The organism is Mycolicibacterium stellerae (genome assembly GCF_003719305.1).
GTDB classification, from domain to species: domain Bacteria; phylum Actinomycetota; class Actinomycetes; order Mycobacteriales; family Mycobacteriaceae; genus Mycobacterium; species Mycobacterium stellerae.
Map to the genome: position 1 here is coordinate 63,690 of NZ_RARC01000017.1, position 20,139 is coordinate 83,828.

23 protein-coding genes and 1 riboswitch are annotated in these 20,139 nt (G+C 66.2%); of the genes, 16 read left to right on the forward strand and 7 right to left on the reverse strand.

The window, feature by feature from the left end; translation table 11 throughout:
• The first annotated feature begins 67 nt into the window (after positions 1 to 67).
• A riboswitch (TPP riboswitch) is annotated at positions 68 to 181 on the forward strand.
• From thiD to D6M19_RS20380, 5 genes are all read left to right on the forward strand, one after another.
• Positions 171 to 1,022 (forward strand): bifunctional hydroxymethylpyrimidine kinase/phosphomethylpyrimidine kinase, encoded by an 852-nt coding sequence (thiD, locus tag D6M19_RS20360; protein ID WP_123027067.1) that lies wholly within the window; start codon positions 171 to 173, stop codon positions 1,020 to 1,022. Its footprint overlaps the riboswitch before it by 11 nt.
• A complete protein-coding gene (locus D6M19_RS20365; RefSeq protein WP_123027068.1) occupies positions 1,019 to 1,636 on the forward strand; it encodes an alpha/beta hydrolase family protein in 618 nt (205 codons plus the stop codon). The genes thiD and D6M19_RS20365 overlap by 4 nt, the downstream gene beginning before the upstream one ends.
• A complete protein-coding gene (locus D6M19_RS20370; protein ID WP_123027069.1) occupies positions 1,633 to 2,391 on the forward strand; it encodes a DUF4190 domain-containing protein in 759 nt (252 codons plus the stop codon). Before D6M19_RS20365 ends, D6M19_RS20370 begins: the two co-directional genes overlap by 4 nt.
• Positions 2,392 to 2,409: 18 nt before the next feature.
• Positions 2,410 to 3,897, forward strand: coding sequence for a flavin-containing monooxygenase (locus D6M19_RS20375; RefSeq protein ID WP_123027070.1), 1,488 nt, complete (start codon positions 2,410 to 2,412; stop codon positions 3,895 to 3,897).
• A 14-nt stretch (positions 3,898 to 3,911) separates the two neighbouring features.
• Complete coding sequence (locus D6M19_RS20380; protein ID WP_234834955.1) at positions 3,912 to 4,187, forward strand: DoxX-related protein; 276 nt, start codon at positions 3,912 to 3,914, stop codon at positions 4,185 to 4,187.
• On the opposite strand, the gene D6M19_RS20385 is transcribed toward D6M19_RS20380, so the two are convergent.
• Positions 4,154 to 5,419, reverse strand: a complete 1,266-nt coding sequence (locus D6M19_RS20385) for a TetR/AcrR family transcriptional regulator (protein WP_123027072.1) — start codon at positions 5,417 to 5,419, stop codon at positions 4,154 to 4,156. The two genes, D6M19_RS20380 and D6M19_RS20385, sit on opposite strands and share 34 nt — an antisense overlap.
• Positions 5,420 to 5,562: 143 nt before the next feature.
• Between D6M19_RS20385 and D6M19_RS20390 the strand changes: the two genes are divergently transcribed.
• From D6M19_RS20390 to D6M19_RS20420, 7 genes are all read left to right on the forward strand, one after another.
• Positions 5,563 to 5,901, forward strand: coding sequence for a hypothetical protein (locus D6M19_RS20390; RefSeq protein WP_123027073.1), 339 nt, complete (start codon positions 5,563 to 5,565; stop codon positions 5,899 to 5,901).
• A 16-nt stretch (positions 5,902 to 5,917) separates the two neighbouring features.
• Positions 5,918 to 7,138 (forward strand): APC family permease, encoded by a 1,221-nt coding sequence (locus D6M19_RS20395; protein WP_123027074.1) that lies wholly within the window; start codon positions 5,918 to 5,920, stop codon positions 7,136 to 7,138.
• Positions 7,139 to 7,160: 22 nt separating this feature from the next.
• On the forward strand, positions 7,161 to 7,595 hold the full coding sequence (locus tag D6M19_RS20400; protein WP_123027075.1) for a MarR family winged helix-turn-helix transcriptional regulator: 435 nt from the start codon (positions 7,161 to 7,163) through the stop codon (positions 7,593 to 7,595).
• 16 nt (positions 7,596 to 7,611) lie between these two features.
• On the forward strand, positions 7,612 to 8,481 hold the full coding sequence (locus D6M19_RS20405) for an LLM class F420-dependent oxidoreductase (RefSeq protein WP_123027076.1): 870 nt from the start codon (positions 7,612 to 7,614) through the stop codon (positions 8,479 to 8,481).
• A 15-nt stretch (positions 8,482 to 8,496) separates the two neighbouring features.
• Entirely contained in the window at positions 8,497 to 9,777 is a 1,281-nt protein-coding gene (locus D6M19_RS20410) for a uracil-xanthine permease family protein (RefSeq protein WP_123027077.1), read from the forward strand.
• Positions 9,777 to 10,565, forward strand: a complete 789-nt coding sequence (gene ddaH / locus D6M19_RS20415; protein ID WP_123027078.1) for a dimethylargininase — start codon at positions 9,777 to 9,779, stop codon at positions 10,563 to 10,565. The genes D6M19_RS20410 and ddaH overlap by 1 nt, the downstream gene beginning before the upstream one ends.
• A 190-nt stretch (positions 10,566 to 10,755) precedes the next feature.
• Complete coding sequence (locus D6M19_RS20420; protein WP_164478595.1) at positions 10,756 to 11,277, forward strand: glyoxalase superfamily protein; 522 nt, start codon at positions 10,756 to 10,758, stop codon at positions 11,275 to 11,277.
• A 41-nt stretch (positions 11,278 to 11,318) separates the two neighbouring features.
• Here D6M19_RS20420 and D6M19_RS20425 read toward each other — a convergent pair whose 3' ends face one another.
• Positions 11,319 to 12,494, reverse strand: a complete 1,176-nt coding sequence (locus D6M19_RS20425; RefSeq protein WP_123027080.1) for an acyl-CoA dehydrogenase family protein — start codon at positions 12,492 to 12,494, stop codon at positions 11,319 to 11,321.
• Positions 12,495 to 12,553: 59 nt separating this feature from the next.
• Between D6M19_RS20425 and D6M19_RS20430 the strand changes: the two genes are divergently transcribed.
• From D6M19_RS20430 to D6M19_RS20440, 3 genes are all read left to right on the forward strand, one after another.
• Complete coding sequence (locus D6M19_RS20430) at positions 12,554 to 13,747, forward strand: NAD(P)/FAD-dependent oxidoreductase (protein WP_123027081.1); 1,194 nt, start codon at positions 12,554 to 12,556, stop codon at positions 13,745 to 13,747.
• Positions 13,744 to 14,088 carry a cupin domain-containing protein gene (locus tag D6M19_RS20435; protein WP_123027082.1) on the forward strand — a complete coding sequence of 115 codons (345 nt, stop codon included), beginning with the start codon at positions 13,744 to 13,746 and terminating at the stop codon, positions 14,086 to 14,088. Before D6M19_RS20430 ends, D6M19_RS20435 begins: the two co-directional genes overlap by 4 nt.
• A gap of 102 nt (positions 14,089 to 14,190) precedes the next feature.
• The gene (locus D6M19_RS20440) at positions 14,191 to 15,627 is read left to right on the forward strand and encodes an FAD-dependent oxidoreductase (RefSeq protein WP_123027083.1); all 1,437 of its coding nucleotides are present in this window, start codon (positions 14,191 to 14,193) and stop codon (positions 15,625 to 15,627) included.
• A 33-nt stretch (positions 15,628 to 15,660) separates the two neighbouring features.
• Here the strand turns inward: D6M19_RS20440 and D6M19_RS20445 are convergent, their stop codons facing one another.
• From D6M19_RS20445 to D6M19_RS20460, 4 genes are read right to left on the reverse strand one after another with little or no spacing between them, the layout of a single operon-like run.
• On the reverse strand, positions 15,661 to 16,944 hold the full coding sequence (locus D6M19_RS20445) for an acyl-CoA dehydrogenase family protein (protein ID WP_123027084.1): 1,284 nt from the start codon (positions 16,942 to 16,944) through the stop codon (positions 15,661 to 15,663).
• Between the two features lie 35 nt (positions 16,945 to 16,979).
• Complete coding sequence (locus tag D6M19_RS20450; protein ID WP_123027133.1) at positions 16,980 to 17,360, reverse strand: DUF4267 domain-containing protein; 381 nt, start codon at positions 17,358 to 17,360, stop codon at positions 16,980 to 16,982.
• A gap of 22 nt (positions 17,361 to 17,382) precedes the next feature.
• Positions 17,383 to 17,700, reverse strand: a complete 318-nt coding sequence (locus tag D6M19_RS20455) for an NIPSNAP family protein (RefSeq protein ID WP_123027134.1) — start codon at positions 17,698 to 17,700, stop codon at positions 17,383 to 17,385.
• The gene (locus D6M19_RS20460; protein ID WP_123027085.1) at positions 17,700 to 18,176 is read right to left on the reverse strand and encodes a DUF1772 domain-containing protein; all 477 of its coding nucleotides are present in this window, start codon (positions 18,174 to 18,176) and stop codon (positions 17,700 to 17,702) included. Before D6M19_RS20460 ends, D6M19_RS20455 begins: the two co-directional genes overlap by 1 nt.
• 99 nt (positions 18,177 to 18,275) lie before the next feature.
• On the opposite strand from D6M19_RS20460, the gene D6M19_RS20465 reads away from it, so the two are divergent.
• Positions 18,276 to 18,848 (forward strand): TetR/AcrR family transcriptional regulator, encoded by a 573-nt coding sequence (locus tag D6M19_RS20465; RefSeq protein WP_123027086.1) that lies wholly within the window; start codon positions 18,276 to 18,278, stop codon positions 18,846 to 18,848.
• Between the two features lies 1 nt (position 18,849).
• Here the strand turns inward: D6M19_RS20465 and D6M19_RS20470 are convergent, their stop codons facing one another.
• Complete coding sequence (locus D6M19_RS20470) at positions 18,850 to 20,109, reverse strand: sugar ABC transporter permease (protein ID WP_123027087.1); 1,260 nt, start codon at positions 20,107 to 20,109, stop codon at positions 18,850 to 18,852.
• Between the last annotated feature and the right edge of the window lie 30 nt (positions 20,110 to 20,139).

Genomic DNA, 20,139 nt, shown 5'->3' on the forward strand with positions numbered 1-20,139 from the left:
ACACATATGTTAGCTATACAAACCATTGCGGGGCAATTTGTGTTCCATGCGATAGCGTGAGGACGGCCTGTAACCACGCGGGAGCGCGCACTTCAGCGCGCTGAGAGGACGGCTGTAACCGCCGTCGACCGTATGAACCTGACCGGGTAATGCCGGCGTAGGGAGTTGTCGTGAGTTTCCTACCTCTGACCCCCGGCGGTCAGACCCCTCCGAGGGTGATGACGATCGCAGGCTCGGATTCCGGCGGCGGTGCAGGCATCCAGGCCGATATGCGCACGTTCGCGTTGCTCGGCGTGCACGGTTGCGTCGCGGTGACCGCGGTGACCGTGCAGAACTCGATGGGGGTCAAGGGCTTCCACGAGATCCCCGTCGACGTCATCGCCGGCCAGATCGAGGCGGTGGCCAGCGACATCGGAATACAGGCCGCCAAGACCGGGATGCTGGCGTCGTCGGAGATCATCGGGACGGTCGCCGACACCTGGCGTTCGCAGGGCTTGGCCGGTGTGGTGCCGCTGGTCGTCGACCCGGTCTGCGCGTCGATGCACGGCGACCCGCTGCTGCACCCGAGCGCGCTGGATTCCCTTCGGGGCGAGCTGTTTCCGCTTGCCACCCTGGTGACGCCGAACCTCGACGAGGTACGCCTGCTCGTCAACATCGACGTCGTCGACGACGCGTCCCAGCGCGATGCCGCCCGCGCGCTGCACGCGCTGGGGCCGACCTGGGCGCTGGTCAAGGGCGGCCATCTGCGGTCCTCCCCGGAGAGCCCCGATCTGCTGTACGACGGCACCGACTTCTACGAGTTCGGCGCGGCCCGCATCGACACCGGCGACGACCACGGCGCAGGCGACACGCTCGGGGCCGCCGTGGCCAGCGCGCTGGCGCACGGCTACACCGTGCCGGACGCGGTGGCGTTCGCAAAGTCGTGGGTGACCGAATGTCTGCGCGCCGCCTACCCGTTGGGCCACGGCCACGGCCACGGCCCGGTGTCACCGCTGTTCCGGCTCGCGCGGGGGCCGTCGTGAGCCTCGACGACATCGCTGGTATCGCGCATTTGCCCGACGGCACGCCGAACGGCACGGTCATGCTGACCCACGGCGCGGGGGGAAGCCGAGAAGCCGTGCTGCTCAAGAAGATCTGCGAAGAATGGGCACGCCGCGGTTGGCTCGCCGTGCGCTACAACCTGCCGTACCGCAGGCGCAGGCCGAAGGGCCCGCCATCGGGGTCCGCGGCCACCGACCAGGCGGGCGTCGTCGAGGCGATAGAACTGGCCGCCACGCTGGCCACGGGTCCCGTCATCGCGGGCGGCCATTCATACGGCGGCCGGATGACGTCGATGGCGGTTGCCGACGGCACAGCGCGCGTCGACGCGCTTACGCTGTTCTCCTACCCTCTTCATCCGCCCGGTAAACCCGAAAGGCTTCGCACCGAACACCTTCCGCGGATCGGGGCGCCGACGGTGTTCACGCACGGCACGTCCGATCCGTTCGGCTCCATCGAGGAGCTGCGCGCCGCCGCCGCGCTGATTCCTGCGTCCACCGAAGTCGTCGAGATCACCGGCGCCCGCCACGACCTCGGCTCCAAGACACTCGATGTACCGGTGCTTGCGGTGGATGCGGCGCTACGGTTGCTTTCGTGACCACGCCGCCGGGCTATCCTCCTCCACCCGACCAGCCGCCGCCGGGACCGTATCCCCCGCCGCCGCCACCGTCAGGCGCGTATCCCCCGCCGCCGCCAGGGGCGTATCCCGCACCGCCGTACTACCCGCCACCACAAGGCCAGTACCCGCCACCGCCGGGCCCGTACGGGCCACCGCAAGGCCAGTACGCGCCGCCTGCTCCTGGCACCAACTGGTGGGCCGTCATTTCGTTGATCTTCGGTGTCCTTGGCGGTGTCCTGATCAGCGTGGTCTGCGGCATCGTCGGGCTGAACAGGGCCAAGAAGGGCCAGGGCGGGCGCGGGATGGCGATCGCGGGTCTGGTGCTCTCGGGGCTCTGGATATTGGCGATCGTCGCCCTTGTGATCTTTCTGGTGATCTTCGACAAGGGCACCGTCAGCGCCACCGACGTGAAGGCGGGCGACTGTCTCAAGGAACTGCCCGCGTCCGGACTGGTGATCACCGTCGACACCGCGCCGTGTGGCGAACCGCACACCGGCGAAATCTTCTCGGTGATGACGATGCCCGACGGAGATTTCCCCGGCCAGTTCGCGATCGAGGAGTACCAAAACAAGTGTGCGCCTGAGCTTGCGAAGTATTCGCCCGAGGCCGCAGAGGATCCCGACGTCGGGCTGTTCGTGCTGTACCCGAGTGAGGACTCATGGGGCCAGGGCGACCGCTTCGTCACCTGCATTGCGACCACGGAGCTGCCACGCACAGGCGCCCTCAAGAAATAAATATGTACCGTTTTAAGGGTGACTCCGCAGCAATTTGAGGCGGTCGTCGTCGGGGCTGGATTCGGGGGAATCGGAGCCGCCATCCAGCTGAGGCGGCTCGGCTATGAAAACTTCGTCATCCTCGAACGCGCAGCCGACCTGGGTGGGACCTGGCTGGTCAACCACTACCCGGGGTTGGCCGTTGACGTCCCCGCCACCACGTACTCCTATTTCTTCGAGCCGAATCCGAACTGGTCGCGGCTGTACTCGACCGGCACGGAGATCAAGCGGTACGCCAACGACGTCGCCGACAAATACGATGTTCGCCGCCACATGCGTTTCAACACCGCAGTTGAGTCGGCAGGCTGGGACGAGGACGCGAAGGTGTGGAATATCGCGCTCGCCGGCGGCGAGACGATCGCCACCCGGATCCTCATCACCGCGACAGGATTTCTCTCACAGCCTCGGCTACCGGAGATCCCTGGCATCGGCGATTTCGCGGGCAAAATCGTCCATACCTCCGATTGGGACGACAGCTACAACGCGGCCGGTCGGCGGATCGCGGTCATCGGCACCGGCGCGACCGCGGTGCAGCTCGTTCCCGAGCTGGCCGAGGAGGCTGCCGATCTCACCGTGTACCAGCGCACACCGATTTGGGTCGTGCCGAAGATCGACTTCCGATTCCCCGCTTGGGCCAAGCGCTTGTTTCGCCGTTTTCCATTGGTGCAGAGAGTCATTCGAGCGATCACCGATGGAATTTACGAATTCCTCATCTACACCGGCCTACACCATCGGCAGCTTTTCTTTCGCAGGCTCAACATCGGCGCGACCGACCTCGCCAAGATGCTTCGGTTCATGCAGATCCGCGACAGGGGCCTACGCGAAAAACTCACACCTGACTACGATCTCGGATGCAAACGACCGACGTTCTCGAACAGGTACTACCGCACCTTCGCCAAGCCCAACGCACATCTACACGACAGCGGCATCGACCACATCGAGGCGGACGGCATCGTTGCCGCTGACGGCACGAAGAACGTCGTCGACACGCTGGTACTGGCTACCGGGTTCGACCTGTGGGAAGCCAACTTCCCGGCGTTCGAAATCATCGGACGTGACGAGCGCAATCTCGGAAAGTGGTGGCGTGAGAATCGCTTCCAAGCCTATCAGGGCGTGTCGATGCCATGCTTTCCGAATTTCCTCAGCCTCTCCAGCCCATATGCGTTTCTCGGGCTGAACTTCTTCAACACGGTCGAATACCAGATGCGGCTGATGGACCGGTTACTCGGCGAGATGAAGCGGCGAGCAGCCGACACCTTCGAGGTGACGGTGGAGGCCAACGCCCAGTACCTGGACCGGATGACCAAACTGATCGGCGACTCGGTGTTCGCGGTCGGTAACTGCGCCACCTCGCGCTCCTACTACTTCAATCCGAGCGGCGAGGCGGCGCTCTTGCGACCCATGTCCGCCAGGGCCGCCATCGAAGAAGCCTCTCGATTCCCGTTGACCGACTACCAATTCGCATGATTAAGTTCGAACTCGTGTCCACTGAAAGTACTGGCGGTTCGCGCCTCGCGCGGCTCGTCGGCCTCGGGATTGCCGGGGCCGGGGTCGCGCATTTCGCCAAGCCCGAATTGTTCGACGACATCACCGGTCAGGCGTTCCCGCGCGACACCCGCAAGCACGTCTACATCGACGGCGGCATCGAAACCGCGATCGGCCTGGCGCTCACTGCGCGAAAGACCCGGCCACTGGCCGTTATCGGGTTGATCGGTTACGGCGCCTACCTGGCGGGCAACGTCGTTCGCAACCGGTAGCGGCCAAGCAGCGCGAGGTCCAGCAACCCACCGACAGCAAGGCGCGATGCGGCGGTGTTGTCGTAATGCACCAACCTGCCCACGTCGATCACCAACGCCATAGCGGCATGCACGGCGAACCGCGCCTGCCCCACGGTCCAGTCCGAACGGATCTCGGTCAACAACCGCACCCACGATTCGACCGTCGCCCTCTGCAGATTGCGCAGGATCTTCTGGTCGGCGGGCGACATGTTCACCCGCTCGGTGTAGTAGACGTAGGCGAGTTCCGGGTGGTCGAAAGAACGCTTCACGTAGGCGTCGATCAACCCGGTCAGCGCCTGCTCCGGCCCGGTGACCACGCCGAGGATCGACGAGGCCTCCGAGGACAGCCGATCGGCCGCCCGCCGGTATATCGCGGCAAGAATGTCGTTCTTGCCGGAGAAGTATCGGTAGATCCCTGACGTCGGCATGCCGACCGTCGACGCTATCTCCTCCATCGTGGTGTCGCGGTAGCCCTTTCGGTTGAACAGCCGCAACGACTCTGTCAGCAGCGCTTCGTATTTCGACGGGTCGACCCCCGTCGGCCTCCTACGTTGTGCTTCGGCAGCGGAACCGTCGGACAGGTCGGGCACGTCAGCGGTCGAGATGGCGGTGGCGATTTCGCCAAGCACGGCACGAATGTGGACGGCGGGCAACTTCGCGTGATGATCGACGATGCTGCCGATCACGCTCAGCATCGACGAGGACAGCATCCAGCGCTGTCGCCAGGACAGTTCCGGCCGAAGTGCCAACAGCGGCAGTTGAATCCGGCGGTTCACCGTCCGCATCTGGCCGTTCAGAGTGGCCTGGTCGTCGCCGCGCAGATAGCGCGCCTCCCAGCGGTAGAGCCCGCCCGACTCGCGATTGGCGAGCGCGGTTTCGGTGATCGCGGAGATCAGCCGCTGCAGCGTCTCCGCGTCGGGTTGCGCGTCCTCGGCGAACGCCGTGCATCCGACCAACTGCTCACCTAGTGCCAGCACGGCGTCGCGAAACAGGTCGTACTTGCTCGGGTAGTGCCGGTACAGCGCGGCCGCCGAAATCCCGACCCGCGACGCGATCGCCTCCATGCTGACCGCGTGATAGCCGAACGTGCTGAATGCCTCTGCGGACGCACGAGCGATCTGTGCCTTGCGGTCCTTGGGCCGTCGCCGGACGCCGCCATCTGGGATCGGCCGGCTGGGACTGATCCGCTGCTCGCGTGCGCGGCGCGCCATGGCGCTCACCCTAACGGACCGGGCCAACACTTACCGGCCGACTTCTGTTGCAAAATATCGACAAAGTAATAGCTGGAATCAGAATGGCCGTTAACATAGCCGACGGGCGTAGGCATGAGCGAGGGAGACTGGAGGCCTAGGAAGTGCATCACTACCACCACCGCGCCTTCTACGTCGGTGTGCTCAGCGTCGCCCTGATCGCCACCGGGTTGCTCGCGCTGAACTTCCCCGTCTTCATCGACTCCTACGACCAATTCGGGTTCCAGATCAAATGCGGTACCGGATACTTCGCCAACCTGACGCAGGCGACCGAGGCCACCGGAGGCGACTACGTCGGCCACTGCGAGACCGCACTGATGCTGCGCCGTCTCTGGACGATCCCGCTGGTGGCCATCGGCGCGAGCCTCCTCGCCGTCGTCGTCTTCGTGGCCGCCACCATTTGGGGCCGCGAGTCGGTGTTCGGAGAGGACGCCACGGCCTGACCTAGTATCAGCTCCGGTGAGCACGCCGGAGGAGCCCGCACTGCAACGGCGGCTCGGAATCGCGGACGCCGTGACTATCGGTCTCGGCTCGATGATCGGCGCCGGGATCTTCGTCGTACTCGGACCCGCCGCGGCTGCCGCGGGTTCGGGCCTACTCATCGCGCTGGCGGTCGCCGCCGTCGTCGCCTACTGCAATGCGACCTCGTCGGCGCGGCTGGCCGCGCTTTACCCACAGTCCGGCGGAACCTACGTGTACGGCCGCGAGCGTCTTGGCGAATTCTGGGGTTACACCGCGGGCTGGAGTTTCGTTGTCGGCAAGACAGCCTCGTGCGCGGCGATGGCGCTCACGGTCGGCGTCTACGCGTGGCCCGCGCACGCGCATGCTGTCGCCGTCGCCGCTGTCGCCGTGCTTACCGCGGTCAACTACGCGGGCATCCAGAAGTCGGCGTTGCTCACCCGGGTCATCGTCGCGATCGTGCTGGCCGTGCTCGCCGCGGTCGTGGCGGCCGTCTTCGAATCCGGTGTCGTGCGCGCACCCCTGTCGGGTTTCGACGGCAGCAGCGTCGGCGGGGTGCTGCAGGCGGCGGGCCTGTTGTTCTTCGCGTTTGCGGGTTATGCCCGCATCGCCACCCTCGGCGAGGAGGTGCGCGACCCGGCGCGCACGATCCCTCGGGCCATTCCCATCGCGCTCGGCATCACGTTGGCCGTCTATGCGACCGTCACGGTGGCGGTCGGGCTGCAGCTGGGCGGCGACGTCCTTGCGACGTCGAGTGCGCCGCTCGCCGATGCCGTACGGGCCGCGGGCCACCCGGGTTTCGAACCCTTGATCCGCGCAGGCGCGACGGTCGCGGCGCTGGGATCGTTGTTGTCGCTGATCCTCGGCGTGTCGCGGACGACGCTGGCGATGGCCCGCGACGGCCATCTGCCGCACACCCTTGCCGCGGTTCACCCGCGCTTCGCGGTTCCACACCGCGCCGAGCTGGTCGTGGGTGTCGTCGTCGCGGTGGTCGCCGCGTTCGCAGACGTGCGGGGGGCGATCGGTTTCTCGGCGTTCGCGGTGCTGGTTTACTACGCGATCGCCAACGCGGCGGCTATCACGTTGGGCCGCACGTTGATTCCCGTGGTTGGCCTCATCGGCTGCTTGATGTTGGCGATCCTGCTGCCGATCTCCTCGGTGCTCGTCGGAGCCGGCGTTGTGGTCGTCGGTGTGGTCGCCTACGGAATTCGACAGTTATAACTGTGCAGTCTAGGCTGTCCATATGTCAACGGTCAGCACATCGGCGGTAGCGGCGGCCCAAGATCTCCGCGTGGTCTTCAGCAGGCTGCGCAGACGCCTGCGGGAGATCGCGACCGCCGACGATCTGACCCCGTCGCAGACGGCGGTTCTGATCAGGCTCGTCAAGGACGGTCCGGCCTCGACGAGTGAGTTGGCAGGAGCGGAGCGGGTCCGTCCGCAGTCCATGGCGACCACGCTCTCCGGACTTGACCGCCACGGCCTGATCGAACGCAAACCCGATCCGGACGACGGTCGGCGCCAGCTGATCGCACTTACCGCCGAAGGACGGCGCCACGCCGTAACCGACCGCCGGGTGCGGGAGGAATGGCTGGTCAAGGCCATGCAAGACCTCTACACCGAGTCGGAGCGGCGAACCATCAACGACGCGCTGGCGCTGCTGCATCGACTCACAGATTGAAAGGTGTTGTCGAACAATGGAATTGAGCGTGCACTACATAGACTTCCTGCCAGGCGCGCCGGAGCTGCTCGCCCCCACCGTGAGGGACACAGCCGTCGCCGCCGAAGAAGCAGGGGCCACGATGTTCACCCTCGCCGACCACTTCTTCCAGATGGAGAGTATGGCGCCGGCGGAGAACCCCTTCCTCGAGGTCTACTCGACCCTGGGATTCCTCACAGGCCTGACGCACACGATCGCGTTGGCACCGCTGGTCACCGGGGTCACCTATCGCCACCCCGGCCTGTTGGCCAAGACCGCCACCACGGTCGACGTGTTGTCCGGAGGCCGTCTGGTGTTCGGTATCGGCGCAGGTTGGTACGACCGCGAGCATTTCGGCCTCGGCGTGCCGTACCCGCCGGTCCGCGAGCGGTTCGAGATGCTCGAAGAGACGCTCCAGATCTGTCTGCAGATGTGGAGCGACGACAACGGGCCATACCGGGGCAAGCACTTTGCGCTCGCAGAAACGCTCTGCGAACCGCAACCGATAAGGCGCCCGCCGATCCTGATCGGCGGTCTCGGTGAGAAGAAGACGCTGCGACTGGTCGCACAGTACGCGGATGTGTGGAACGCCACGACGTCGACCACCGAAGAACTCGAGCACAAGATCGATGTGCTGCACCGGCACTGCGAGACGGTGGGCCGCGACCCTGCCGAGATCCGCCTGACCGCCGCCCAGTTCAGCAATCCTTTCGACGACATCGACGGCTATCTGCGCACGGCGGAACGCCACGCCGAGTTGGGCATCGAGCAGATCAATGCGGGCCCGTTGCCCGGTGACCCGGATCCCGTAGGGTTCGTCAAACGCTTGGGCGACGAGATCATCCCGCGCCTGAACGAGCTCGGCTAAGGCAAGATACCGCGGGTGACCCCGCTGACATGGACGCGCGTCGAGGCCAACACCGAAAGCGATTTCGTCGTCGCCCCCGACGAACGGCTGAGCTGGCCCCGCACCATCGGCATCGGCGCCCAGCATGTGGTGGCGATGTTCGGCGCCACCTTTCTGGTGCCGGTGCTCACCGGTTTCCCGCCCGCGACGACGCTGCTGTTCTCGGGCGTCGGCACGGTGCTGTTCCTGATCATCACCGGTAACCGGCTGCCCAGCTACCTCGGCTCGAGCTTCTCGGTGATCGCCCCCGTCACGGCGGCGGTCGCGTCGAACGGCACCGGCAGCGCCCTCGGCGGGCTGGTCGCCGTCGGCCTTGCGCTGATCGTCGTCGGCCTCGTCGTGCACGTCGTCGGTACGCACTGGATCGACGTGACCCTGCCGCCCGTTGTCACCGGGGCGATCGTCGCGCTGATCGGTTTCAACCTTGCGCCCGCGGCCAAATCCAACTTCGAGAAGGGCCCGCTGGTCGGCATCGTCACCCTGGTGCTGCTGGTCGCCACCCTCGCCTTCTTCCGCGGCATCATCGGCAGGCTCGCGATCTTCCTCGCCGTCGTCGCGGGATATGTGCTGGCGCTGATCCTCGGCGACGTCGACACGTCAAAAATCGCCGCGGCGCCGTGGATCGGGCTGCCGGAGTTCCAGACACCGACCTTCACGCTCGCGGTACTGCCGATGTTTCTGCCTGCGGTGATCGCACTGATCGCCGAGAACATCGGGCACGTGAAGTCCGTCGGTCAGATGACGGACACGGACGTCGACCCGGTCATGGGCCGTGCGCTGGCCGCCGACGGCGTCGCCACCACGCTTGCGGGCTTCGGAGGCGGATCGGCGACGACGACCTACGCCGAGAACATCGGGGTGATGGCGGCGACGCGCATCTATTCGACCGCCGCGTACTGGGTGGCCGCCGCTGTCGCGATCGCATTGTCGTTGTGCCCCAAGGTCGGCGCGGCGATCTCGGCCGTCCCGCCCGGCGTGCTCGGCGGCGCCACCATCGTGCTGTACGGGCTGGTCGGCGTGCTCGGCGTGCGGATCTGGATGACCAACGACGTCGACTTCTCCAAACCGCTGAATCAAATGACTGCGGCCATCCCGTTGATCATCGGGATCGCCGACTTCACCTGGCACCTGGGCGATTTGACGTTCACCGGCATCGCCCTCGGCTCGATCGCCGCGCTCGTGGTCTACCACGGCATGCGGCTGCTCGGGCTGCGGACAACCGGGACGGTCGACGACCCAAGTCCGGCTCAACGGTGATGTTCAGCCGCCACGCACTGGTCCGGCCGCCATCCCCTCTGCTCGCCGAAGGGCTGATCACCCACATCGATCGAAGTGATCGCGTGGACGTCGAACTCGCCCAACGTCAATGGGAGGGCTACGTCGCGGCCCTTCGAGCCGCGGGCTGGATCACCCACGAGGTGGCAGCCGCGCCGGACTGTCCGGACTCCGTGTTCGTGGAAGACACCATGGTCGTCTACGGCGACCTGGCGATCGTCAGCCGTCCCGGGGCCGATGAGCGGTGGCCCGAGATCTCCGCGGCCGAAGACGCCGTCAGCGCGCAGGGCTACCGCGTCGTGCGGATTGAGGCGCCGGGCACGCTCGACGGCGGTGACGTGCTCAAGCACGAGGGCACCGTTTGGGTCGGCGTCGGCGGGCGTACCAATGCCGACGGCGTCGCGCAGTTGCAGGAGCATCTGCAACAGTTCGGCGTCACCGTGGTGACCGTGTCGATGACGAAGGCGCTGCATCTCAAGTCCGCGGTCACCGCGCTTCCCGACGGCACGATCATCGGCTACGAACCCGTCGTCGACGATCCTGGTATCTGGGGTGAGCGGTTCCTCGCCGTCCCCGAGGAGCCGGGCGCACACGTCGTACTGCTCGAAGACGACACGCTCCTGATGTCGTCGGCCGCACCGCGCACGGCGGAACTCTTCGAACAGCGCGGTTACCGGGTGATGGGTGTCGACATCTCCGAATTCGAGAAGCTCGAGGGCTGTGTGACGTGTCTTTCCGTGCGACTGCGTGGCCGTCCAGGAGATCACTGATCTTGAGGCAGCGACCGCGGTGACGTAGCGTCGTCCTTGGTCAGATGTCACCCGCCGCCCGCGCCGATACTCGGTGAGGTGAAGACATCCGCGTCGGTCCCCAGGAAACTCAGCTACGAGCGACGGTGCCCGAACAACTCAGCAACGCGGGCACTGAATTGCAAACCGGCACCGGAACGTAGGTGAAGTGATGGACCTGACGGTAGACGACGCCAAACGCGCCGCGCGTGCGTTGCGGGATCAGATTCCCGATGCGCATCTCACCCATTCCAGGGCTCTTGAGATCGTCGCCGCGCAATTGGGTTTCCGCGATTGGAACGTGGCATCAGCCGTACTCCCGACGCGTGGAGGCATAGGCGCACCGATCCCCGTGGTCAGAAGTCTCGACGAAGCCCGGGCGCGAGAGTTCTACATCGACTATCTGCATTTCACGATCGAATGGGAACATCGGTTCGACGGCGAACTGCCTCTCTACATGCGCCTTCGACGTGACAGGTTCGTGCTTGACCTATCCGAGCACCACGGCGACGGCACTCCTGGCTCAACGGTATGGGTGCCCGTCACCGACGTCGTTGCCCTTCAGAGAGAACTTCTCGCCACCGGCTACCCGCGAATGAATCCGGGCATCGAAGCCGATGCTCCCGGCGGCCCGACCATGGAGGTCATCGACCCGTTCTCGAACACGATCCGGTTCTGTCAAACCTCGCCATAGTCCGCAATGCGAACTGGAAGTCCATACGCGCCGTCCGGACGTCAGCGGCCCTCGAGCACCGCAGCAGGACCGCGGGTCATCATCTGACGCGCCACGATGATCCGCTGAATCTCGCTGGCGCCCTCCCAGATTCGCTCCACTCGCAGTTCGCGGAACATCCGCTCGGCGACGTTCTCGCGCATGTAGCCGCGCCCGCCGAACACCTGCACGGCGCGGTCGGCGACCCGGCCGGCCATCTCCGAGCAGTACAACTTGGCCATCGAGGCCTGGCCGTGCAGGGTCTTGCGGTCCAGGCCTGCGTCGATCGATCGGGCCACCTCGTAGAGCATCGTGCGCGCGGCGAACAGTTCGGTCGCGCTGTCGGCCAGCATGCCCGCCACCAACTGATGCTCGCCGAGCGGCTTTCCGCCGATCTCGCGGGTCTGCGCGAACGCGGTCATCTCGTCGACGAGGCGCTGCGCAGCACCCACGCAACGCGCGGCGACCATCATCCGTTCGAACCGGAACCAGTCTTGGGTGAACGTCATCGGCTCACCCTCGGCCCCCACCAAATGCGATGCAGGAACCCGGACGTCGTTGAATGCGACGATCGGGTGCTCGTCGGCGATGTTGTGCGAATATTGCGGTGTACGAACGACTTCCATCCCCGGCCACGGCACGTCGACCACCAGCAGCACGTGGTCGCCTGCATGGTCGCCGGTCGTCAGCACGGCCTCGACGAAGACGTAGTCGGCGAGGTTGTACGACGTGACGTGCCACTTGACCCCGTTGATCACATACTCGTCGCCGTCACGGCGCGCTGTCGTCTGCAGCGCCGAAACGTCGGAACCGGCGAACTCCTCGGTGATCGCGTACGCCTCGTGCTTCTCGCCCCGCACCGACGGCAACAGCCAGCGCTGCAGCTGGTAGTCGGTGGCCACCTCGGGCCACCACTGCGGCGGCGTGGCCATCACCCAGGCGAGGCCGTTGGTGACGCGCCCGCACTGTTCCTGCACCAGCACCTGCTGCAGGGCGGTGCAGCCGGGACCGCCCACCGACGTCGGCATGTTCGTGGCGTACAAACCCAGCTCTTTCGCCCGCCGCGAATGCTCGGCCGTCAGCTCCTTTGGCAGCAGGCCGCCCGCAAGCTCGGCCTCCACCTCATGCGGCATCAACGACTCCACGAAGGCCCGCGCCGCGTCGCGGATCCGCAGATCCTCCTCCGAGAGTCCATACATCGTGGAACCACGCTCCTTGCTCTTGACTGAGCGTTCAGTCTATGCCAGCGTTCCTGGGTATGACCAGTGCTGACGTTGTAGTCGTGGGTGGCGGAACGGTCGGGGCGTGGACGGCCGTCCAGCTGGCGGAACGCGGCGTGAAACGGGTGGTCCTACTCGAGAAGGCGACCCTCGGCGACGGCGCGAGCAGCCGTGCAGCGGGGATGGTGCGCGCCCAGGGCGGCACCGAAGCCGCCATCGTGCTCGGCATGCGGACCCAGGACTTCTACGCAGCCAGCGGCGACCGGTTCCCGCTCGACTGCGGTTTCGTCGCACAGGGCTACCTGATGCCGTGCTTCAGCGACCCCGAGGTAGCCCAGGCTCACGACCGCATCGCGCTGCAGAAGAAACTCGGCCTCGATGTCGAGTGGCTGTCCGGCTCGGACGTCGACAACATGCACACCGGCATGGCGCGGGGCGCCACGCTCGGCTCGTCGTACGCACCGGGGGACGGCTACATCGACGCACCGCGAAATGTGCTGGCCTACACCGCCGCGCTGACCGCGCAGCGGGTCGACGTGCGGGAGCGCTGCCGGTTCACCGGTCTGCGCACCCAGGCCGGTCGGGTGGTCGGCGTCGACACCTCCGACGGGCCGATCGACACCGACCACGTCGTGCTCACCGGCGGGCCGAAGCTCGCCGAAGTCGGTACCACGGCGGGTGCGAGGGTGCCTGCGGGCGGGGCGCGCCACCAGGTGGTGGTCACCGCACCGGTGACGACGTTCAACGTGCACGAGGTGCCGATGGTGTTCGACCTGCCCTCCGGAATCTATTGGCGGCCAGGCGAAGCCGGTGGTCTGCTCTGGGGTATGAGCAATCCCGAAGAAGCGCCTGGGGTGGCGGCCGGCTTCGACGAGATCTACTACCAGAAGGTCCGCGACCGGATCGAAGAGCTGCTGCCCGGCCTGAAGGGGCTCGGGCTGCGCAGGACATGGGCGGCGACGATCGACTACACCCCCGACCACCTGCCGATCCTCGGCCCGCTGCTCACCGACGACGGCCCGATCGATGGCACCGTGGTCGCCAGCCCAGCGGGCCACGGCATGATGTGGGGCCCTGCGGTCGCCGAGGTGGCCGTCGACCTGACGATGACCGGCCGATGCGACTGGCTCGACCTCACCGATCTCGGCCTCGACCGCTTCGACGCCGACGGCAACAGTCGCGTTGCCCCCGAACCGATTTCACTCCCCTTCCCAGAGAAAGCCGCAATGTGAACACAATTACCACTGCAATCCTTGCCAAGGCAGCCGACGCCGAGCTGGAGGACTGGGGGCCGCTCGAAGAGGCCACCGGCGATCCGATGGCCACGCACGGCGTCGAGATGTGGGTCGACGGCGACAAGTCCGCGGGCATCTGGCAGTGCACACCGGGACCGTCCTACTGGGTGCAGGACGAGAACGAGGTCATCTACCTGTTGTCGGGCCGGATGACCGTGACTCCCGACGGCGGCGAGCCCGCGGAGGTCAAGGCCGGCGACATTGCGGTGTTCCCCACCGGCTGGAAGGGCACCTGGGATATTCACGAGACCGTGCGAAAGGTCTACTCCATCTTCTGATCTCTATTCGATCAAGGTCGCGTAACGGGTCGTGCGGCACCGCGGTTTTCGTCGTGCCGTGATCGACAATCCGATGCGTGACGCAATCGCGGGAGCCCGACGTTGGCGCGTGAGATATCCCGCCAGACGTTTCTGCGTGGTGCCGCAGGAGCGTTGGCCGCCGGCGCGGTTTTCGGCTCGGCACGGGCGGCCGCCGAGCCGATGGCCACTGGCTGGGACGCGCTTTCCACCGCCATCGGCAACCCGGTGCTACTGCCGGACAACGCGCAATTCGGAGCGGCGAAGCAGGTTTTCAACACCAACTTCAACGGCTCAACGCCCGCCGCGATCGTCACGCCGACGTCGGCGGCCGACGTGCAGAAGGCGATGGCTTTCGCCACCGCCAACAAGCTCAAGGTCGCTCCGCGCAGCGGCGGACATTCCTACATCGGCGCGTCGACGGCCAACGGTGCCATGGTGTTCGACCTTCGTCAGCTGCCCGGCGGAATCAATTACGACGCCGCCAGCGGACGGGTCACGGCGCCGCCAGCGACCAGTCTGTGGGACCTGCACCAGACGCTGGCCGCGGCGGGCAGGGGCATCCCGACGGGTATCTGCCCGACGGTTGGTGCTGCGGGGCATGCCCTTGGCGGTGGGCTTGGTGCCCAGTCCCGGCACGCGGGCTTGCTCTCCGACGCGCTGACGTCGGCGACGGTGGTGTTGCCCAGCGGCCAGGCGGTCACCGCTTCCGCCGCCGAGAACCCCGATCTGTTCTGGGCGTTGCGTGGTGGCGGCGGCGGCAATTTCGGGGTGACGACCTCGTTGACCTTTGCCACGTTCCCCACCTCCGATGTCGACGTCGTGAACCTCCATTTCCCGACAGAGTCTTTCGCGCAGGTCCTCGTCGGCTGGCAGAACTGGCTCAAGACCGCCGACCGGAGCAGCTGGGCGCTGGCCGACAGCACCACCGACGCGACGGGTACGCACTGCCGCATCATGGCGACCTGCCCGGCCGGGTCGGGTGGCAGCGTGGCCAACGCCGTCACGGCAGCAGTTGGAATGCAGCCGACCGGAACCGACACCCAGACGCTCAACTATTTGGACCTGGTGAAGTATCTGGCAGGCAACAATCTGAACCCGGCGCCGCTGGGATACGTCGGCGGCTCCGATGTTTTCCGGACCGTCGAGGCGGGCGCGGCCAAGGGCATCGCCGCTGCGGTCAACGCCTTCCCTGCCGGGGCGGGCCGCATGTTGGCGATCATGCATGCCCTCGACGGCGCCATGGCCACCGTCGCACCGGGGGCCACCGCATTTCCGTGGCGCGGGCACTCCGCGCTGGTGCAGTGGTACGTCGAACCGTCCGGTCCCCCGTCGGCAGCCATCAACTGGATCAACACGGCACACCAAGCGGTGCAGCCGTATTCGGTCGGCGGCTACGTGAACTACGTGGAGGCGGGCCAGCCGCCTGCGCGGTACTTCGGCCAGAACCTGACCAAGCTGAGCGCTGTCCGGCAGAAGTACGATCCCGGCCGGGTCATGTTCTCCGGGCTGAACTACTGACGCCGGCGCCCTCCTAGCGCGAGCGCGAAGAAATCAGCCCCTGCGCGCGAAGTACTTCTTATAGGCCTCGGCCGACGCGCGCAGCTCCGGGTCGGCTTCGAATTTCGGCTCGAACTTCGCCCATGCCGCCTCGCGCTTGGCGGGGAGGTACTCCGTCGGCCAATACGGGTGCTGCTGCGGCGAGTAGTCGCGCAACACGCGGCGCGCCACGGTGGCCTTGTGCACCTCGTCGGCACCGTCGGCCAGGCCCATCGTCGGTGCGCTCGCATACATCGCCTGCAGCGGGGTCAGGTCGGTCGTGCCGAGCGACCCGAGGATGTGCAGCGCGTTGAACGACACCTCCCGCAGCACCTTGGCCATCGTGAACTTGACGGTCGCGATGTCGGTGCGGGCTTCCTTGGTGCTGGAATTGTCGATCTTCCAAGCGGTTTCGAGGACCAGCAGCCGCAGCATGCGGATGGCGGCGTAGGAGTCGGCGATCTTCTCCTGGACCATCTGATGCTCGGCGATCACCTTGCCGTGCGACTCACGCGACAGCGCCCGCTCACACATCATGTCGAAGGCGAGCTTGCACTGGGCGATGGTGCGCATCGCGTGGTGGATACGGCCGCCGCCCAGCCGCCGCTGGGCAAGCGTCTTGGCGCCGTCCTCTGGGCCGAGCAGATGGTCGAGCGGCACCCTGACGTCGCGGTAGATGATGTGGTTGTGGTTTCGGGGCTCCGGCTGGATCTCCACGCCCGGCGTATTGCGCGGCACCACGAACATCCCGTTGGTGCACATGACGAAGAGGATGTCGGCGACGCGGCCCGCCGACGTGAACCACTTCTCGCCGTTGATCACCCACTCGTCGCCGTCGCGCACCGCGGTGGTCCGAAACAGGTTGGGGTCGGATCCGCCCTGGGGCTCGGTCATCGAGTACGCCGAGAAGATGTCCTGGTTCAGCAGCGGCTCGAGCCACCGCTTCTTCTGCTCCTCGGTGCCGAACGCGGCGAGCATCTCGATGTTGCCGGTGTCGGGGGCGGCGGCGCCGAACATCTGCGGCGCGCCGGAGTAGCGGCCGATGATCTCGTTCAGCAGCCCGAGCTTGAGCTGGCCGAAGCCAGGACCGCCGAGTTCCTCGTCAAGGAAGAGCGCCCACAGGCCCTGGTCCTTGATCTGCTGCTGCAGGCCGCGAACGTAGGCCTTCACCCTGGGATCGGGTGAGCGCACCGCATAGGGGAAGACGAACTCGAGCGGCTCGACCTCCTCCTTGCAGAACTCCTCGACCCAGTCGAGTTTCTTCTGGAAGTCCGGATCGGTCGAGAAGTCCCATGCCATACCTCGAGATTGTGCCCCACCGGTCTTCGTGTTCCCTAGGAAGCGAGAAGGAGCGCAGTAGTCACCAGCATGACGGCGGCGGTGAGGCCGTGGACTCCCATTGCGATTGACTTGGGGCCGCCGTTGCGGAGCACGATGGCCGCGTCGGCAAGCGGAATGATCGTGGCGGCCAGTATCACCCAGCCGAGCAGATGGGTCGCGCCCGCAACCATCAGGATGATGACGAACAGCCCCGATGCGATGTCGCGGACGCCCTTGACACTCAGGTAGGCGCCGACGGAAGGCTGGCCGAGATCTGGTTGCACCCCGTAGCCCGCGGCGGCGACGCGCGGCGCGACAAGGAATCGTGCGCCGATGAATATGATGCCCGCGGCAATGAGTCCGGCGAGCGTGTAGGCGACGGCGATGACGGTCATGTCGAGCACTCCTGAAGAGTTGTCAGTGAATCGGTGAGAATGATGTCGGGTCAAGCAGTCTCGACTCAACGTCGACGATCTCGGTGACGTCGAAGCCGGCCATGTCGGCCCCGAACTCTGGGCTGGCCATGATGTGCCGCGCGAGTTGTTCCGGGTCGGCACCGGGCGGGTAGCCGATCAGCGCCACAAGTCGATTCGCGCCGCCGCTCCGCTCGGTCCACACACCGTGAGTCGTCACCCCGAATGTGTTGAACGTGGCCAGGTGGCGGGCCCAGTGAACCGATGCGTACCGCTGTAGAGCTTCATGCGATCGCAGGGTGTAGATCCTGAGCTGGAACATCAGATCGCCAGCACCACGCACAGGGCGGCCACTGCCAGGCCCTGCAGGCCCGCGCGAACGCCGATGATCGAGTCCCACTTTGCTTGCAGCGCACGGCCGTTCGGGAGTGCACGGCCGGCTTCGGCCGCCGCAGTCAGTTGTCGATTGATGGGTGCGCTCAACCGGGTGTACAGCAGCAGCCAGATCAACAGCGCGACCAGAGCGGCACCCGCCGCAATGGCCTGTGCCCAGTTCGCGGCGACCGCGGCAAGCACCGCGGTGGTCGCGGTGGCGACGACCCCGAGCACTCCCGGGACGGGCATTCGCCGGTCTCCGTAGCGGTGCACGCTGCCCGTGACCGCGACCAACCCACGATCGTCGACCAGAGCCAACGCCGGCCTCAGCACGACTGCACAAAACACGTCGGTGCCGTAAACCACCGCGGTACCCAATACCGCGATCAGTGCGGCGGCACGGGTGATGTGGTCCAAGGCCATGTCCTGACTCCCTTGATGCGTAACTGCTAGCAACGCTAACCCCGGACTCGACGCACGTCAATAGCAGTGCTAGATCTTCTAGCGGTGCTAGCATGCGATATGGCCATCGAGGACCGCCGTCAGCGTGAGCGAGCCGACCGCCGACGGCTGATCATCACGACGGCCCGCAAGATGGCCGAGGCCGAAGGCTGGGATGCCGTCACCACCCGTCGGTTGTCCACCGAGATCGAATACAGCCAACCGGTGTTGTACAAGCACTTCACCGGCATGGAGCAAATCGCTGAGGCCGTCGCCATCGACGGGTTCGGCGAGCTCGCCGATGTGATTCGGGCCGCCCGGTCCCACGGGGGCGCGGGCAACGGCACCACCCTGACCCTGGTTGCGCGCGCCTACCTCGACTTCGCCCGCGACAACCCGGCCGTTTACGCCGCGATGTTCACCCGTGCGACCACCTTGCGCTTCGCCGCAGAAGACACGCCGCCTGAGCTGACGGCGGCCTTCGCGGAGCTGCGCCAAGCGATCGGCGTCGTCGGAGACCAACAGGATGCGGACACGCTCACCGAGGTGTTCTGGGCTGCCCTGCACGGACTGGTCACCCTCGGCGGCACAGGCCGACTACGCCCTGACTATGACCCGGACCGTCTCCGACTGCTGGTCAATCAGTTCAGCTGATTCAACTCAGGCCCGAGACAGACCGGCGTCGACGGGATATCGCGTCCACACTGGCCGCCAGCAGCAGCACGCCGCCAGTGACCAGGAAGTTGATGTAGGAGGACTGGTTGAGCAATCCGAGGCCGTTGGCAATGGTCGCCACGACCACGCCGCCGATCACGGCATCCAGCGCCCGGCCGCGGCCACCGAACAGGCTGGTACCGCCGATCACCGCGGCACCAACGGCATAGAGCAGGGTGTTGCCCGCTCCCGAGGACGCCGAGACCTTCCCGCCATACGAGGCGGCGATGATTCCGCTCAGCGCGGCGAGCGACGAGCACACCACGAAAGCCGACACCCTGATCCGGTCGACGTGGATGCCGGCGCGCCTTGCGGCCTCCCTGTTGCCGCCAACGGCGTAGATGTGCCTGCCGTAGGAAGTGCGGTTGAGCACAAAGGTCAGCACGATCAACAGAATGCCGACTATCGGCAGAACGTAAGGGATGCCGCGGATTTCGATGTTCGGGTTGACGCTGCGGTTCAGATTCAGCAGGTAGGTAACGCCGAGGATGACCACCGCGACGGCGGCCACCCGCGCCGCCACCACCCCGGTCGGCGGATGGGCAAGGCCGAGGGCGACCTTGTCGTGCTGGCGGTAGAACTCCAGGGCGCCATAGCCACCGGCGATCAGCACCGCGCATACCCAGCCGGTGACCGGAGACAGGTTGGTGATGGTGATTCCGCGGATAACGGGATCGTCGACCCGCACCGATCCACCCTCACCGATCAGCCTCAGCGTCACACCCTGCAGACCGAGGAAAAACCCCAGTGTCACCACGAAAGACGGTATCCCGAGCTTGGCGCACAGCAGGCCGATCAACGATCCGATGAGTGCACCGCAGACGACACCGGCCAGGATCGCGGCCCACCACGGCCACCCGCGCGCCACGATCGTCAGCGCCATCACACACGCCGAGACGCCGCCTGCCACCCCGGCGGACAGGTCGATGTCGCCGAGCAGCAGCACGAACACCAGGCCCATCGCCAGCACGCAGATCGACCCCGCCTGGGTGACCAGGTTGGCCAGATTCAGCGCCGACATGAACCGGTCGTTGGCCAGACCGAACACGATGAACAGCACGACCAGCCCGAGTACCGCGGGCAGCGAGCCCATATCCCCGCCGCGCACCCGACGGCCGTAACTGCGTAACGCGTCGATGACGGTGTCGTCGCCGCCGGAGTCGGCGGCGAAATCCGCGTCCGCCAGATTCACAGTGGCCATATCACGGTGTCCTTCACCTTCACGTCGGGC